The following is a 15,332-nucleotide window of genomic DNA, read 5'->3' as shown; positions in this document are numbered from 1 at the left end:
CGGCAGTCCTTTCCGCGCTCGGCAGTTAAGACGGACGACGGCGCGTGCCTTCTGGGGTGAAGGCGAGGCTCGTTTCGAAAGTCTGGGTGGTGGAGCGGGCGACGAGTAGGACGGGCTCGTTGTAGAGGGGTGGCCAGGTGGATTCGGCGTCGGGTTCGGTGCCGTTCCAGAGGTGGAAGGAGACGACCGGGTCGGTCGGGGCTCCGCTGGTGTAGCTCAGGGTTTTGCCGTAGAGCGGGTTGGTTCCGCCGAAGAGGATCGAAGGTGGACCGAAGGTCTCCAGGACATCGGTCAGGCTTCGATCTTGCGCCGTCCACCGGCGGTATTCGGTCGCGAGGGCCGAGTACTCCGCAGCGGTCAGCGCCCGGTCGATCTTCAGCCAGCCGCGTGCTTGGGCGTACTCGGCGTAGACCGACGCGATGCCTGACTCGTAGTCGCCGGGGATCACCTGTGCGAAGGCGCCGGTCACGCCCCGGGGCGTCCAGGCCCCGCGTTCTTCGAGCAAGCTAGGAAGACCGGCTCTGTCCCTGTGCTCGGCGTACTCGAGATGGTCGAGGACGAGGCGGATGGCCGTCTCGCCGCCGTACATTTCGGGTCTGCGCAGCGTCAGGTTGAGCTGGTCGACGAGGTAGTCGCGAATCTCCGCAGCTGCACGCAGGCCTTGGGAATTCGACGTCGGTGCAGCCTCTCCGAGATCGGATGAGGGCCAGGAAGCGGGGCCTGATGCGGGCTCGGGTCGGCTTGTGACCAGCTCGGCGATCTGGATCAGCCGGGTGGCGTACGGAACGTCGTCTTCAGGCACCAAGGGGAGAGCGGCGGTGAGGTCCGCCGCGCGATCGTTGAGGACCTGCCGGCGTTGGGGGTCCAGTTCGCCCTGGTTGGACAGGTAGGTGGTGACGCAGCCGGCGATGTAGGAGTCCAGAGCTGCGATCGACTCTCCGCTGGGCGCGTCGATCCAGCGGAGCCCGTCGGGGAAGGGCTCGTTCATGTGGTCCGCCCACAGGGCCTTCACGGCGTCGAGGTTCATCGAGTGGCACCTTGGGTGAGGGCTGCTGCTTCGGCTCCGGCGGCGCGGAGTTCTTGGAGGTCGGGGATGTGGTTGTAGAGGGTGCCGACGGAGACGCCCAGGAGGCGGGCGATGGAGGTGACAGAGCGTTCAGGGGCGGGGAGGAGGTCGCGGGCGGCTTTGAGGGGTTCGGCGTCGACGACGGTTGGGCGTCCGCCGGTGCGGCCGCGGCCGCGGGCTCGGGCGGCGGCGAGTCCTTCGTGGGTGCCGATGACGATGAGTTCACGGACGAACTCGGCGAGGGCGGCGAAGACATGGAAGATGAGCCGTCCGCCGGGCGTGGTGGTGTCGAGTCTCTCGAGCAGGGAAGTGAAGCCGATCAGGCGGCGTTGGAGGTCGGCGACCATGGCGATGAGGTCCTTCATGGTGCGGCCGTACCGGTCGAGGCTGACGACGAGGGGTCGCCTTCGGCGAGGAAGGCGTGGCAGGCCTGGAGTCCGGGGCGCAGCGCGGTCTTACCGGACTTCTTGTCGGCGAAGATCCGGCGGCAACCAGCCTCCTTGAGGGCGTCGATCTGCCGTTCGAGGTTCCGGCCGCGAGCCGATACTCGGGTGTAGCCGATGCGGATCTCCGACCGGGCCGTGGGGAAGGCGCCGAGGAGATCGGCGGGCAGCTCCAGAGGGGGCGTCACAGCCTCGTTTCTCTCAACAAAGGGTCTCCGAGGTTGTTGAATCCGCCTGGTTGTTGAAGAGGGTTTTGAGGGGAATGGGGCCCGCAGGGACCAAGGTCGCGATGTCTTCATTTGACGATGGATTCTTGAGGGCATGGGGGGCGTTAGCCTACGCCGGGGTGCGGTCGAATCGGCGCTCACCGTCCACGAGTCGAGGTGTGGGCCGCATCGCTGACCTTTGGAGGACGTGCGTGGTCTCGCTGCGGACAGTACCGATGCCCGGACAGGTGTGGGGCTTGGCGGCGCATGACCCGTCCGGCCCGCTCTACGTGGCCAGCTATCGCGGCCGCGATCTCCTGGGGACGATGCTCACCGCGCTGGATGTCTCCGGACAGGTTCTCTGGCAGCGGGAGTTCGAGGGCCATCCCGGCCCCCCGCGAGTCAGCAGCGACACCGGGAACGTCTGGATCGCCCATCGAACGTCCGGCCGTGACGTGGTCTGCGAGATCGACGCATCCGGCACCCTGGTCCAGACGATCGCACCCGTACACGAGCGAAGCGAGCGGCTCTGCGCGTTCGCGGTGCTCGGGCAGCGGGTCATCACTGCCTGGCTCCGGGTGGGGCGCGGACGACTGGCCCTGGCCGGCCGCGCACCCCGGATCGCGCTTCACAACAACGACGGCGGAATCTGCTGGTCTACCCCGACCGCTCTGGACAAGATCTCTTACCCGGGGGTCGTCGAAGCCGGCGTCGATACCGGTTGGGAGGTTCGGCCGAAGCGGTCCTGGGCGCCGACCTCCATCCGGGCTCACCGCCGGACACCGATTATGGTCACGGGAGATCGGGTGGCGGCCACGTTCGAAGACGACCCCAGCGGCATCGCCGTCACCTTCTTCCTCGATTCCAGGGACGGGCGCCTGGTCGCGGCCACGCCACCGGGGCCAACCGAGCACAAGGCGATCCTGGGGCCTGGTCAGTTCCTGGTCGGCTCGCAAGGCTACGGGGCGTTCTCCACCAGCCACTACGACGCGGACGGCACGATCGTCCGCCGGTGGCCCACGCACACGATGCCGCTTGTCGACAGCAAGGGGCGCATCTGCGGACCGGAGTTCGAGAACGTGACGCCTTCGCGGTCTCATTTCGTCGCCCTCGAACCGGACGGCACCACCCGCGAGGGCCCACACCTGCCGGGCTACTACACGTCCTACCCGGTCCTGGACCGCGAGGGCACTGCGGTCTTCTGGCGTGACGGCCAGCTCCTGGCCGTCACACCAGAGCTTCAGGCACGGGAGCTGCTCGCATCCCCGGACGACCGCCGCAAGGTCATGAGCCGCACCGTCCTACTCGAACGCGGACAGGTCGCGTTCGCTCTGGACGACGAGCTGCTGCTGGTGTCAGACACAGGGCTGAGCACCATGGACGATGGGCCCTGGCCGTGCGCCGACGGAGGGCTGCACGGCAATCCGGTTCTGCAAGCGGAATGACGACACCGATTCGAGCGCTGCCCAATCGTAGTCATGTTCCGTCCGTCCCAGGGTGTCCGATAATGCCGCTGCCCGGTTCCCGCACCAAGTCCACCGACCTGTGGCTTCTTCCGCCGGATGAGGAGCTCCTGGACGCCGGCGTCGACCGAGCGCTTCCCGGTGCTGGGTGGATGTGCAGCCATCCTGGCCCTGTCGGGCTCCATCAGGTCCACCTGCATCGCACCGTCCGGCAGGCGATGGAATGCGGCGGCCGCCAGGCCTTCATCCCGCTCCCGGCGCGGGCGTCGCTTCCCGAGACCGCCGAGTTGACCGACGGGGTCGAGCCCCGCTCGCCGGAACCACTCCAAGCGATCGTCCAGCTCCTGCGGTCCGACCTCTACGAGGACGAGCATGGCGAACACTTCCGCGCGGGCAGGCTTGCCGTCCGCTGGTTCGAGCCCGAAGTCGGGCCTGCCCTGCACGCGGTACTGACGGAGCAGACCCGCCTGCTCTGGCGGGCGCTGCGTACGGCGACCCAACCGGCCCCAGTGATCGACCAGTTCGAACGCCGGACGTCCGGCGCACGCATCGGCCCGGCGGCTCGGGAGATGGTCCTCGACCAAGTACTCCCCCTCACCCGGGGTGGCTGGGCCCGCTTTCGACTCGTCTAACAGCACCGACTCGGAGCGAGGCGTCCCAGGTGAGGGACATTGCCTAGTGCGCTGACCACATACGTTCGCCGTGTTTGGTCATGCTGCTTTGGGGTGTGGGCGTCCCCAGCGTTGCTGGCGTTGGCTGCGGATGCGGGCGTGTTCGCGGCGTTGGGCGGTCAGCACGTCGGGGTGGCGGGCGTTGGCGTTGCGCCACCGCAGGTATTCCTGGAGCTTGCGGGCCAGGACGGTGTGGTTGGGGTGGTCGGAGTTGCCCATCACGAAGGTGCGCAGTGGCCCGAATTGAGCCTCGATCGGGTAGGCCCAGGACGCGCTGGTCCGGGTGAAGCACAGCTCGACCTTGTTCATGCGTGACCAGGAGCGGATGGCGGAGGTCTTGTTGGAGGACAGGTTGCCAGGATCACCTAGATCGGGGCGCCGTCGGGGCGGGCGGCCCGGATCGTCTTCAACGCCTTGAGGGTGTTCACGCCGCCTTTGCGCTGCCGGTTGACGCCCCAGAGCCGGTCATCGCCGAGGGAGTAGCAGCCGTGGAAGTTCGGCCTCGCCGGACACAAGCCCTCTCCTGCACGCGGGGCTGGTTTCCTCAACACGACACCTCGCCCACGGGCGCACGCGGTGCCCAGCTTGGTAGCCGCATCGCGTGCGCCCACCGTGCCCTCGCCCCCGGCCGCGGCGTGGGCGTGGGCGCCGCCGAAGGCGGCCTGGAACAGGCCCGCGCCCACGCCGCCGAGGGCGACCTGAACAACATCGAGTTCGCGTCGCCGACGTCCACGCCCTGGACGTCTCGGACGACACGTTCGACATCGCCCACGCGCACCAGGTCCTCCAGCACATCGCCGACCCGGTCCGCGCGCCGTCGGAGATGCGGCGCGTGTGGGCCTTCGCCACGCCGGAGGAGCGCGCCTGGTGGAGCGGCACGTGGGGCGGCCGCATGGTCAAGTCCAGCGTCGCCGACCAGGCCGTCGCGAACAGCCACGCCACACGCGACGACCTTGAGCGCATCCACCAGGGCCGGCAGGAATGGGCCACCGCGCCCGACGGCGCCTTCTGCGCCCAGAACGGCGAGATCCCCTGCCGCGCCTGACGCCCTTTACCCCCGCCCTGCGGAAACTCCGGAGGCATCGAAGAGCAAGGGCAGGCTGACCACGAAACACGCCCCCGGTGCCCCGGGAGTGGTGTGGACGGTGCCGCCGAGGGCGGTGACGATGTCGCGGACGATCGTCAGGCCGAGGCCCGCTCCGCCGGTCGCGCGGGCCCGGGCGTCGTCGAGCCGGACGAACCGGTCGAAGATCCGTTCGCGGTCGGCCGCCGGGACCCCCGGACCGTCGTCGGCCACCGTCAGCGTCGCGCGCCCGGCGGACGCGCCGACGGTGACGCGCACCTCGGCGCGCGCGTGCCGGGCGGCGTTGTCGAGCAGGTTCCGCAGGACGCGGCCCAGCCGGATCTCGCCACCCCGGACGACGGCCGGGCCCCGCACCGAGGCTGTGAAGGTGAGGTCGGCTTCCGCGCAGGCGCGTTCGGCGACCTGCTCCTCGACCAGGTCGGCCAGGTCGGTCGTCTCGCCGTCCGGGGACCGCTCAGCCGAGGCGAGGAGGAGCAGGTCGTCGGTCAGGGCCTGGAGCCGGACGGCGTCGGCGAGCGCCTGCGCGACCACCGCACGCCAGTCGGCCTCGCCGGGGTGGACGAGGGCGATCTCCAGCGTGCCCCGCAGACCGGACAGCGGGCTGCGCAGCTCGTGCGAAGCGTCGGCGACGAAGCGCCGCTGCCGGTCCAGGGTGTGTTCGAGCCGGTCGAGCGTCCGGTTGGTCGACCGCGCGAGCCGCGCGATCTCCAGGCTCCCGGCCGGGACGGGCACCCGCTGGCCGGAGCCGCTCGCGCCGATCACGTCCATCTTCGCGCGGATCGCGTCCACCGGACGCAGCGCGCGGCCGGTCACCGCCCAGGCCACCGCGCCCACGAACAGCATCGCCGCCGGGAAGCCCCAGGCGGTGAACCGGTCGAGGGTGGCGACGGCCAGGTCCGTCGACTCCTGGGATGCGAGCCGGTAGACGGTGAGCCGCTGCGGCGGCTTCCCGGCGACCCCGGTGACGGCGCGGACGCGGTCGGTCGAGAGCACGCCGGTGACGCCGACGGCGAGCGTCGCGTCGCGGTGCCGGAGCCCGTCCGCGTCCGCGCGGAGGCCGTCCGAATCCGCGCGGGGGGCGACGGCCCGCGCCGGGAACCGGACGTGCCGGACCGTCCAGCCCGTGGCGGGCGGCAGCGGGACGAGTGGCCGGTCGTCCAGTTCGGTGAACGGGCGTCCGGCGACCGCGAACGAGCCGTCCGCGAAGACCACCGCGACGGGCCCGCCGGAGCGCACGAAGACTCCGGGCCCCAGGGGTTCGCCGCCCTCCAGCGCGGACGTCAGCGCGAACGCGTCGGACGTCGCCGTCTCCAGAGCGCTCCGGTCCCAGCGGGCCTGGGTGTCCGCCCGCAGCCACCAGCCGCCCAGCCCGAGGACCAGCGCGGTCGCCAGCGCGGCGGCGAGCGCGGACCGCGCCCGGACGGAGGCCGGCCTACGCATCGGCGGGCATCAGGCGGTAGCCGGCGCCCCGGACGGTCTGGATCGAGGCGCGCCCGAACGGAACGTCGAGCTTGCGGCGCAGGGCGCGGACGTGGACCTCGACGACGTTGACGTCGCCCTCGTACCGCTCGTCCCAGGCCTCGTCGAGGATCTCGGTCTTGGTGACCACCTGCTCGGCCCGCCGCGCCAGGCACTCCAGGATCGCGAACTGCTTGGCGGTGAGGCGGATCTCGGTGTCGCCCCGGCGGCAGCGGCGGGTCGCCGGGTCCAGCCGCAGGTCGCCGACCGTCAGCACCGACCGCCGGACGGCGCCGCCCCGCCGGATCAGCGCGCGCAGCCGCGCGACGAGCACGACGTAGGAGAACGGCTTGGAGATGTAGTCGTCCGCGCCGGTGTCGAGCGCCTCCGCCTCGTCGTACTCGCCGTTCTTGGCGGTCAGCATGAGGATCGGGACCGTCGAGCCCGCGCGGCGCAGCTCCGCGCACACCGCGTAGCCGTTGAGGCCCGGCAGCATGATGTCCAGGACGATCGCCGCGTAGGGGTGCGTCCGCGCCAGGTCCAGGCCGTGCCGTCCGTCGTGCGCGAGATCGACCGCGTAGCCGTCCGCGCGCAGGCCGTGGGCCAGCGTCGCCGAGAAGCGCTCTTCGTCGTCGATGATCAGCAGGCGCATGGCGGTCATTATGTCCGGGGTGTCCTCGGCGGCGGCTGAACCCGGCTTCAGGCCGCTTCAGCCGGGCTTCAGGTCGGTTCAGCGCCGGTTCGGCCACCGGCGCCGAAGCTGGCTGCCATGCCCCTCGCACTCGCCGCCCGGCCCCTCGCGCTCATCGCACCGCGCGTCTCGCCGCAAGCCGACCGCTCTCCGGACGGCGAGGTCCGACGCGCCGGGGGCGGCCGCCGCGCGATTCCGTGGGTCCTGGCGGCGGTGTTCTTCCTCGCCTACGGCGCGCTGTCGGTGACGCGGCACCTCGCCATGGAGAGCACCGGGTACGACCTCGGGATCTTCGAGCAGGCCGTCCGTGCCTACTCCCGGTTCGAGCCGCCGGTCGCGACGCTGAAATCGCCGGGCTTCGACGTGCTCGGCGACCACTTCCACCCGGTCGTCGCACTGGTAGCGCCGCTCTACCGGGTGTTCCCGAGCCCCGTGACGTTGCTGCTGGTCCAGGCCGCTCTGTTCGCGGTGTCGGTGGTCCCCGTGACGCGGCTCGCGACGGACTGGGGAGGCCGCCGCTCCGGGACGTGCGTCGGACTCGCCTACGGCCTGTCCTGGGGAATCCAGCAGGCCGTCCAGTTCGACTTCCACGAGATCGCGTTCGCGGTGCCGCTGCTCGCGTGCTGCGTCGAGTCGGCCGCCCGGCGGCGGTGGGCGTCCGCCGCCCGCTGGGCCCTCCCGCTCCTGCTGGTCAAGGAGGACCAGGCGCTCATGGTCGCGGCGATCGGCGCGTACATCCTCTGCCGCGGCGACCGCAGGACCGGCGCCGCCCTCATGGCCGTCGCCGCCGTGACCGGCCTGGTCGTCATGGGTGTGGTGATCCCGGCCTTCAGCCCGAGCCATGCCTACCGCTACGCGCACACCCTGCACGGCGGACGCCCCTTCGCCGGGCTCGCCGTCAAGGCCGGCACGGTCGAGGCGCTGCTCGCGCCGACCGTCTTCCTCGCGCTGCGCTCACCACTCGTCCTGCTCGCGGTGCCGTACGTCGCGGCGCGCTTCTGGGCCACCGAACCGCACTACTGGGGCACCGGCTTCCACTACAGCGCCGTCCTCACGCCGATCCTCTCCATCGCCGCAGCGGACGCCCTCCACCGCTCCCACCATTTCCTCGGACGGGCGGCAGCGCCCGCGATCCTGGCGGTGGCGGTGGCGATCACCATGGTGGGGCCGTGGCCGGTCGGGCCGCAGCCGCTCGCGCGGCTCCTCAGCCCGGCGACCTGGACGGCCTCCGACCGCTACCGGGCGGCCGCGGCGACGCTCGCGCTCGTCCCCGACGGCGCGGAAGTGGCCGCCGCGAACCGGCTCGCGCCGCAGCTCACCAGCCGCTGCCGCGTGTTCCGGCTGCTCGCGTCGCCGCCGTGGCGGCGGCCGGAATGGGCGGTCGCCGTCACCGGCGCCGCGCCGTTCCGGCCGTTGGCGGCGGCCGACGCGTCCGCCCTCGAAGGGCTGCCGGCGGCGGGCTACCGGCTGGTGGCCTCCGGCGGCGGGGTCGCCGTCTACCGCCTGGCCCTTCCGCCCGGACGCCCGGCCGCGCCGTCCTCCTAGTGCGCCGGTCGCGAAGCGTTTCATGAGTGCGTTGCAATCATCCAGCCAAATGCAACAAGCCATGCAGCGCCGAACACCCGGGACAGGTCTTCGTCACGCGCCTGTTTCATAGGCGTTCACCTATGAGACAGGCCCGGCGGGGCCCACGACCCGACCCGCGCGAGCGCGCTCCATCTCACCCCAGCTGCCAACTACTTGACGTCAATCGCCAACTACCTGACGCCGGGTGGCTCACTACTTGGCGCATCCGGGACGCCTACCTGGCACTCAACAGCTGGGCGGTCCCTCGTACTGCGGTCGGTCTCCGGGATGTGCTCCGGGAACGGCCGAGGCGCCGCTGGCGGATCTCGCGGCCCCCTGCGGCCGCCCGCGTTTCTGCGCGCGGCCCGCCTCAGACGGACCGCGTCCTGACCGGCCCCCTGTCCTGGTTCATTGAATCTGGCGAGTAGTCCATGCGCTGACCTGGGGTTCGTCACTTTCATTGGTTCTGGAAGAGTTCATCGAACTCAGTGAATCTGGCGAGCGTGGAACGACGGCGTGGCTCCAGGCTTTGGATCCAGTGATGGATGGGGTCTTGCTTCGTGATGGGCTCGTAGCCGTGGAGGTTCGTGATGCGGTCGATCTCTTGGTAGAACCTGGCACGAGTCTCGGGTGCAGCCGCGATGGCGCGCCAGTGCGGCGCGGCCAGGATTCCGGCGAGGCTTACTAGTTCGGGGCGGTAGCTGATTACGTGCGCTGGAGAGTCAATGGAGAGCCGTCCCGGCTTTGGCCCCAGCAGGCGCGTTATACGAGTCCGCGATCGGTTTAGCATTCCATGGCGCTGAACGAAGTATTCGAACCACTGCTCGGAGATTACGAGTGCGTCGGCCATGGTTGGGTGGCCGTAGCGGCGGATCAATTGGCGGTGTCGCCGTTGAGTTGAGAAGACTTCGGGAACCAGGCTCAGGTCGAGGTGGGAATGGGGCCCTTCGATCGGATGTCCCCATGCTCGGCCGCCCACCAGGGTCCGGTGGCGGAGGCAGGTGAAGTAGTGGAACGGATGACGGCAGAGCACTGCTCCGCCGGCTCGGTGAACGCATCGTGGGCAGGCGGGCCTTTGCTGGGGCTGGAGGAGCCGTCGGTCTTCGTCTGGCATGAAGCCGGTGATCGCCTGGCGGAGTGTGGATTCTGGTATGCCGCTCAGGATGCTTACTTTGGCGATATCAATCGTTACCGAGGTGAACTGGTTGTATTTCGCCTTGGCCTTCGCACTGGTGGCGGTCCAGCGTCGAAGCGCCCCTAAGGGCAGATGATTGATCCTTTCCAGCCGACTCAGATAGGACTCCAGCGACTCATATGGTGCGGGCGGTGAGGTGATCGGAAGCCTGCGCAGGGGCTGTTCGATCATGCGGCGCCTTGTTGCTTCCGAGGCCGTGAGGGTGCTGCCTTCATTGCGAGACCATGCTCAGCCTGGTGGTCGAGCAGGATCGCCTGAAGGTGGGCTTTAGTGATCTTCTCGGTGTCGTCGAGGATGGCGTCGATCGCGGCGCCGCGGATGACGTGGGAGAGGCTGCCGAGCATGCCCCCGGTGCGCCGGTAGAGGTATTCGCCATGGCGGGCTAGTGTTCCCGGTTTGTGCTGGTGGAGCGGGAGGGCCTGTTCGAGGGTCAGCACGAGCGACCGCCAATTGTCGCGCTGAGTGGGGGTGCCGTGGGCGAACGGCTGGGTTGACAGGGTGCTGAACCGGCTGGCGATCTGGCGCCCGCGAGTGCCGGAGAACAAGCCGACACGTTCAACATCGATCCCGGCCAGGATGAAAGTGGCAGGGATGCGCTCGGCGAAGTACTTGAGCTGGTCAGAGACCTCGGCTCCCGCGCGAGTGGCGAGATTGAGGTTGTGGAGTTCATCAACGAGGACGAGGTCGCAGCCCACGTCACTAAGGACAGCGCAGACCGCGTTGGTGATGTCGGTGATGTTGTCTCTGCGGGCGACCGGGAGCCCGAGAAAGCGGGCGAACTCCGCGGCGAGCATCCGGGGCGTGGCAGCTGGAGGGACGGTCACATAGATCACGGGAATGCGATGCTGGGGCTCGGGGTGGCGGAGTCGAACGCTGATCTCGTGGGCGCGGCCAAGCTGGGTGATGGCGGTGGTTTTGCCAGTGCCACCTCCACCGGTGATGATCAGTCCGCGGCGGGCAGAGATCTGCCGCCGGTTGAGAATGAGAAGGCGGCGAACTGTCTTGATGACCTGCTGGATCGTGGGGGTGTTCACCACGATCGGATCGCTGAGGAACTCCAGCCGGGCTGAGCTTCCCCCGTTCCGCGGACACCCGATCTGAGTTGACCTTGATCAACTTGGGAAGGAAGTGTCTCGTGCCTTCACCACATCCGCCGGAGTTCCGGCGTCGCGCTGTCGAGTTGGCGCGGTCTGGCGACAAGTCGGTCTCCGCGCTGGCCAAGAGCTTGGGTATCAGCCAGTCGTGCCTGTCGAACTGGATGCGCCAGGCCGACATCGAGGAAGGGCGCGTCGAGGGGCTGACCGCGGCCGAGAAGAAGGAACTGGCCGTGCTGCGGCGCAGGACCCGACAATTGGAGCAGGAGAACGACATCCTCAAGCGGGCGGCGGCGTACTTCGCCCGCGAGAACATGCTCCCAAAATAAGGTTCTCGCTGGTCCGCGAACTCGCCGCTGACGCTGTTCCCGTCGCGGTGGCCTGCCGAGTCCTGGGGGTTTCCCGGTCGGGATATGCCGACTGGCTCGGCAGGCCGGCGTCGGTGCGGCAACAACGCAACGACGACCTGCTGAAACAAATCCGCGAAGTGCAGGTGGAGTCGCGTGGGAGTTACGGTTCGCCGCGGGTGCACGCGGAGTTGACGCTGGGGCGGGGCGAGGTGGTGAACCACAAACGGGTCGAACGGCTCATGCGCGAGGCCGGGATCCAGGGGATCCACCGGCGCAGAGGCCGCAAGAACCTGGTCAACGCGGCCACCGAGGAAGACCTGGTCAAGCGGGCCTTCACGGTGGACGCCCCAGACGTGCTGTGGGTCACCGACATCACCGAGCACCCGACCAGGGAAGGAAAGCTGTACTGCGCGGCCATTCTCGACTGCTTCTCCCGGCGGATCATCGGGCATTCCATCGGGCCACGACAGAACACCGAGCTGGTGGTCGACGCGATGGCTGCCGCCGTGACTCGCAGGCAGCCCGCCGGATCCACGATTCTGCATTCGGATCACGGCACGCAATTCACCTCCTGGACCTTCGGGAAACGGCTTCGCGATGCGGGACTACTCGGATCGATGGGCACGGTCGGCGACTGTTACGACAATGCAATGATCGAATCATTTTGGGGAACGATGCAGCTCGAACTGCTCGACACCAAGATCTGGGAAACTCGGGCAGAACTCGCCGCTGCACAGTTTGAATGGATCGAGTGTTGGTATAACCCATTCAGGCGGCATTCCAGTATCGGAATGCTGAGCCCGGTCGCTTACGAGGAGCAGTACCGCACCGCCTTGCGGGCGACCTGACCCATCTCACCGCACGTGTCCGTGCAGCGGGGGGAACCTCAGGCATCGTCGTAGGCGGCGCGCTCAGCCGGAGCCAGCAGAGTCAGCTCGCCCGGTGGGGAAGGCGCTTGGAGATCTCGCTGCACCCAGCGTGACCAGCCTTCCTTGGTGGTCAAAGGTTCGTCCGGGGGCGGGGCGAAGGGCGGCGAGGGCGTGGAGGTTGTTGCGGTCATGGCCACCGTTCTGCTTCGGCTCGGGCGTCGAAGACCCCAAATGGGATGACAGTTCCGGTTTCCTGGGAGTCGATGCCGTCGTCTTCGGAGAAGTCGTCGTCGGTGCCGGCGTCCACCATGACCGGCTCGATGTCGGGGCGGTGCGTGCTGGAGGCGGCTCGGGTTCGCGCTGCGACCTTGTCATGTGTCGGGTCCCTGTCAGGACCTTGATTCGCCCTGTTCAGAAGGTCGTTCAATGCCGATGCTGCGGCCGTTTCCTGCTCGGCCCGGTCGGGCAATGACGCTGCCGCGGACTTGCGAGCCTGCTGCCAGGTGAAGTCGGCGAAGGGAGCTGCCACCATCGGCAGATGCGTCCACGGGATGCGGAGCCATCCGCCATCGTGGTGATTGCGGACCCAGATCTGGGTGAGGTCGTAGGGGTCGTAACGCACCTCCCAGAGTCCCCGCTTGGCGCTCACTCCCGAATGCTGCCGCCGGTAAAGATTGAGGGCCTGGTCGTCATAGGTGCGCCGGTCCAGGCGCACTCCGTAGTCGTTGATAGTCCGCCAGGCGACCGGGAGCAGCTCGATGTAGTCTTCACCGGTCAACATCAGGGGGACGTATCCCGCAGCAGTCACCAGCGCAGCGAACATCTCGTTCGGAGACAACGGCCGAGCCGTGTCGGGACTGAGCAGCCCTTCGTGCGGGCGTTGCTGCCAGCCGATCACAACCCATTCGTCCAGCAGCTCCTGAAGCTGGGCCATCGACCAGCATGCCTCACGATCCACCGCCGCACCGCGGCGTGTCACATCCCGACCGGTGTAGCCCGCGACGTATTGGCAGAACAACGTATTGATCCCATCGAAGGTCGCCTCGATGACACCCTTGTCGGTGGGGGCTTGTGGGTGCGCGGGCTGTACCGAGATTCCCAGGCTCCGGCAGGCTCCTATGAACGCCTGCGAGAGGTAGACCTTGCCGCGGTCACACACGATCGTCTCGGGAATCACCACCGGCTTGGCCGCCGCGTCCTTCAGCCGGGCATCAATCTCGGCGAGCTGACGATGCGGTAGCCGCGAACCGGTCATGCGCAGCGTGTCGGCCCAGCCCGGCCGCATCGGCTCGGGAACCAGTGTCCGCGCCAACAGCAGCGAGGCGTCCACGGCCTTGGTGCCCACCGGACGCAGCACTGCCGCGCAGATCGTGCGGGTCGCGATGTCGATCGCCGCGGTGAGCTCGACCCTCCGGGCCTGCCCGTCATCGAACAGCGCCATCACGTCCAGTGTCGTGGTGTCGATCTGAACCTGTTGGCCAGGACGCGCCGCCCAGGTGACGCTGAAAGGAGCAGCAGGCCGATTGGCCACCGACCGACGGTTCTTGGCCGACCCGAAGGTGTGGTGTCCTGCGGTCAGGGAGTTCATCAGCCGACCGAACGTGGACTTCGACGGCACTGGAACCGCGTCGGGCCCATACCGTTCGTCCAGGAGATTCTTGACCTTCCATCGCAATCGGTCGCGCGTGCCGGTGGAGGTGCCAGCCTCCGCCGCGACGATCTCCTGAATCGCCTCAACGACCCGGGAGTCGGTCCGCCCATAGCGGCCACGAGCCTTGTTTGACCGGGTATCGACCAGCCCGCGCAGGCCCTGTTCACGGTAGCGCCGCCGCATCCGCTGAATCGTGCGCGCACTGGCCACCACACCCATCGCGTCGAGTTCGGCGACCTTGGCGAGCTCACGTTCGGTGAGCGTCCGGGTGGCCGCATCGTACTCGGGCCGCGGAACCGCCCCGGCCTCGGCGCCCGGAGGCAGACCAGTTTCCACCTCCACCACATGCTGCTCCCAGAAGCGGGCTTGAGCGGCGGCCCCCTCAGGGACCCCAGCCAGATCCCGAATGACAACGTCGCGGACCTGCTCCTGTTCGCTGAGCAACGCGAAATCATCGGCGCTCACGAGGCGCGTCAGCAGCACGGCTGAGGGCCGCCCGTCGGTGGCCAGCAACCGTGCCCAGGTTCCCGTCAGGGCTGTGACCTGATGCTCCATCGACTCGAACCGGACCCGGTCACCTACCCGTAGGACCCGCGTCACGAGGCTGTGTCCCAAGCCCATGCCCCGGCATCCAGGCGTTGCGAAAGATCGGTGCCCAAGCGGTGGGACCACATCTGGTGAAACAACACCGGAAGCACCGCGATGGGGTCACCCACCTCGGCCGCTCCGTCCATCAGCGACGCGCCGTCGGCGAACACCTCGCAGAGTCGAGCACCGACCGCTTCATCCGCAAACCGGTCGTGGCGGTAGCCCGCCAACCAGCGCACGTTGCTCAGCCAAGTCGGGTCATACGCAGCGACCAGGCGATACTGCCAGCCGACCGAGTCGCAGGCCTGCTCTGTCGCCTCGAAAGCACCAGCGTCGCGCGAGCGAATCCGTTCGGACGGACGGCAATCGATCACGACCCCGGTGCCGTCCTTCAGCCGGGCGAAGAAGTCCGGCGCATGAGACCTGACGCGCTGGCCATCCGACCAGAACAGCCAGAACGGCTGGGATGCGAAGCCCACCACGTCCACCGCGAAGTCGAGCGCCATCGCTTCATCACGCTCCAGCCACGACTCGTACCCCACGTGCTCGTCCATCGTGGCCGCGTAGTACAGCCCTGGATAGTTGCGTTGCCCTCGGTAGGACGGAAAGTCCCGAACCGCGCTCGCGCGTTCGAACGAAACCTCCTGCGCATGGACCAGCTTGCGGCGTACCTCGTCACCGCCCTCCACGAAGGCCACCTGGAACTCATCGCACCGGGCAGCGCCTGCGCCCTCAACCGCTCTCACTGCATCACCTTGGCCCGCTGGCGACTCACCCACCGAGCATGACAGCTCACCCACCGTGATTCGCCACTGTCCCGTTCGACTGTAGGTGGCCAATGAAGAGTGGGTGACCTGCGGGGATGCCGCGATGTTTGGGACTGCGGTGTCGGGCGTTCTCACGCTATCTGGCTCTTGCGGAAGTACTGGTAGAGCGG

Annotated in this window: 13 protein-coding genes and 3 pseudogenes; 6 read left to right on the top strand and 10 right to left on the bottom strand. The window is 68.5% G+C overall.

The window, feature by feature from the left end:
• Positions 1-25 precede the first annotated feature (25 nt).
• Genes EBO15_RS45190 through EBO15_RS46760 form a run of 3 tightly spaced genes read right to left on the bottom strand, consistent with a single transcriptional unit; the run spans position 26 to position 1,697 of the window.
• Positions 26-1,027, bottom strand: coding sequence for a hypothetical protein (locus EBO15_RS45190; RefSeq protein WP_199744425.1), 1,002 nt, complete (start codon positions 1,025-1,027; stop codon positions 26-28).
• On the bottom strand, positions 1,024-1,431 hold the full coding sequence (locus EBO15_RS46765) for a recombinase family protein (RefSeq protein ID WP_267898393.1): 408 nt from the start codon (positions 1,429-1,431) through the stop codon (positions 1,024-1,026). Before EBO15_RS46765 ends, EBO15_RS45190 begins: the two co-directional genes overlap by 4 nt.
• Positions 1,428-1,697, bottom strand: coding sequence for a recombinase family protein (locus EBO15_RS46760; protein ID WP_267898392.1), 270 nt, complete (start codon positions 1,695-1,697; stop codon positions 1,428-1,430). The genes EBO15_RS46765 and EBO15_RS46760 overlap by 4 nt, the downstream gene beginning before the upstream one ends.
• 275 nt (positions 1,698-1,972) lie before the next feature.
• Here EBO15_RS46760 and EBO15_RS09435 point away from each other — a divergent pair, with 275 nt between their 5' ends.
• Both EBO15_RS09435 and EBO15_RS09430 read left to right on the top strand, forming a co-directional pair.
• Complete coding sequence (locus EBO15_RS09435) at positions 1,973-3,160, top strand: lactonase family protein (protein ID WP_199744424.1); 1,188 nt, start codon at positions 1,973-1,975, stop codon at positions 3,158-3,160.
• A 62-nt stretch (positions 3,161-3,222) separates the two neighbouring features.
• Positions 3,223-3,810: a hypothetical protein gene (locus EBO15_RS09430; RefSeq protein WP_122193955.1), complete on the top strand. Its 588-nt coding sequence runs from the start codon at positions 3,223-3,225 to the stop codon at positions 3,808-3,810.
• Positions 3,811-3,888: 78 nt separating this feature from the next.
• Here EBO15_RS09430 and EBO15_RS47030 read toward each other — a convergent pair.
• A pseudogene (locus tag EBO15_RS47030) lies at positions 3,889-4,343 on the bottom strand (IS630 family transposase); the annotation flags it as partial.
• 107 nt (positions 4,344-4,450) lie between these two features.
• Here EBO15_RS47030 and EBO15_RS47250 point away from each other — a divergent pair.
• A pseudogene (locus EBO15_RS47250) lies at positions 4,451-4,672 on the top strand (methyltransferase domain-containing protein); the annotation flags it as partial.
• 9 nt (positions 4,673-4,681) lie between these two features.
• Positions 4,682-4,894, top strand: a complete 213-nt coding sequence (locus tag EBO15_RS45880; protein ID WP_233616074.1) for a hypothetical protein — start codon at positions 4,682-4,684, stop codon at positions 4,892-4,894.
• Positions 4,895-4,900: 6 nt separating this feature from the next.
• Here EBO15_RS45880 and EBO15_RS09415 read toward each other — a convergent pair whose 3' ends face one another.
• Together EBO15_RS09415 and EBO15_RS09410 are read right to left on the bottom strand one after the other, a co-directional pair.
• Positions 4,901-6,373, bottom strand: coding sequence for a sensor histidine kinase (locus EBO15_RS09415; protein ID WP_122193954.1), 1,473 nt, complete (start codon positions 6,371-6,373; stop codon positions 4,901-4,903).
• Positions 6,366-7,043 carry a response regulator transcription factor gene (locus EBO15_RS09410; RefSeq protein ID WP_122194046.1) on the bottom strand — a complete coding sequence of 226 codons (678 nt, stop codon included), beginning with the start codon at positions 7,041-7,043 and terminating at the stop codon, positions 6,366-6,368. The genes EBO15_RS09415 and EBO15_RS09410 overlap by 8 nt, the downstream gene beginning before the upstream one ends.
• 117 nt (positions 7,044-7,160) lie before the next feature.
• Here EBO15_RS09410 and EBO15_RS09405 point away from each other — a divergent pair, with 117 nt between their 5' ends.
• Positions 7,161-8,627 carry a DUF2079 domain-containing protein gene (locus EBO15_RS09405; RefSeq protein WP_122193953.1) on the top strand — a complete coding sequence of 489 codons (1,467 nt, stop codon included), beginning with the start codon at positions 7,161-7,163 and terminating at the stop codon, positions 8,625-8,627.
• A 478-nt stretch (positions 8,628-9,105) separates the two neighbouring features.
• On the opposite strand, the gene EBO15_RS09400 is transcribed toward EBO15_RS09405, so the two are convergent.
• The gene (locus EBO15_RS09400) at positions 9,106-10,014 is read right to left on the bottom strand and encodes a TniQ family protein (RefSeq protein WP_122193952.1); all 909 of its coding nucleotides are present in this window, start codon (positions 10,012-10,014) and stop codon (positions 9,106-9,108) included.
• Positions 10,011-10,904 carry a TniB family NTP-binding protein gene (locus tag EBO15_RS09395; RefSeq protein ID WP_267898394.1) on the bottom strand — a complete coding sequence of 298 codons (894 nt, stop codon included), beginning with the start codon at positions 10,902-10,904 and terminating at the stop codon, positions 10,011-10,013. Before EBO15_RS09395 ends, EBO15_RS09400 begins: the two co-directional genes overlap by 4 nt.
• A 74-nt stretch (positions 10,905-10,978) precedes the next feature.
• Here EBO15_RS09395 and EBO15_RS09385 point away from each other — a divergent pair.
• Positions 10,979-12,135, top strand: a pseudogene (locus EBO15_RS09385) (IS3 family transposase).
• 208 nt (positions 12,136-12,343) lie between these two features.
• Here the strand turns inward: EBO15_RS09385 and EBO15_RS09375 are convergent.
• Positions 12,344-14,362 (bottom strand): Mu transposase C-terminal domain-containing protein, encoded by a 2,019-nt coding sequence (locus tag EBO15_RS09375; protein ID WP_199744421.1) that lies wholly within the window; start codon positions 14,360-14,362, stop codon positions 12,344-12,346.
• Positions 14,363-14,403: 41 nt separating this feature from the next.
• Positions 14,404-15,093 carry a TnsA-like heteromeric transposase endonuclease subunit gene (locus tag EBO15_RS09370; RefSeq protein ID WP_199744420.1) on the bottom strand — a complete coding sequence of 230 codons (690 nt, stop codon included), beginning with the start codon at positions 15,091-15,093 and terminating at the stop codon, positions 14,404-14,406.
• Positions 15,094-15,332 lie beyond the last annotated feature (239 nt).

Source organism: Actinomadura harenae (assembly GCF_003696215.1).
Lineage (GTDB): Bacteria > Actinomycetota > Actinomycetes > Streptosporangiales > Streptosporangiaceae > Spirillospora > Spirillospora harenae.
This window is presented reverse-complemented; position numbering and strand designations above follow the sequence as displayed.

What these genes read in the sequence shown, in the direction of transcription:
- EBO15_RS09410 (WP_122194046.1), bottom strand. Translation starts at nt 7,043, where the DNA reads ATGCGCCTGCTGATCATCGACGACGAAGAGCGCTTCTCGGCGACGCTG.
- EBO15_RS09430 (WP_122193955.1), top strand. Translation starts at nt 3,223, where the DNA reads ATGCCGCTGCCCGGTTCCCGCACCAAGTCCACCGACCTGTGGCTTCTT.
- EBO15_RS09375 (WP_199744421.1), bottom strand. Translation starts at nt 14,362, where the DNA reads ATGGAGCATCAGGTCACAGCCCTGACGGGAACCTGGGCACGGTTGCTG.
- EBO15_RS45190 (WP_199744425.1), bottom strand. Translation starts at nt 1,027, where the DNA reads ATGAACCTCGACGCCGTGAAGGCCCTGTGGGCGGACCACATGAACGAG.
- EBO15_RS09405 (WP_122193953.1), top strand. Translation starts at nt 7,161, where the DNA reads ATGCCCCTCGCACTCGCCGCCCGGCCCCTCGCGCTCATCGCACCGCGC.
- EBO15_RS09400 (WP_122193952.1), bottom strand. Translation starts at nt 10,014, where the DNA reads ATGATCGAACAGCCCCTGCGCAGGCTTCCGATCACCTCACCGCCCGCA.
- EBO15_RS09415 (WP_122193954.1), bottom strand. Translation starts at nt 6,373, where the DNA reads ATGCGTAGGCCGGCCTCCGTCCGGGCGCGGTCCGCGCTCGCCGCCGCG.
- EBO15_RS46765 (WP_267898393.1), bottom strand. Translation starts at nt 1,431, where the DNA reads ATGAAGGACCTCATCGCCATGGTCGCCGACCTCCAACGCCGCCTGATC.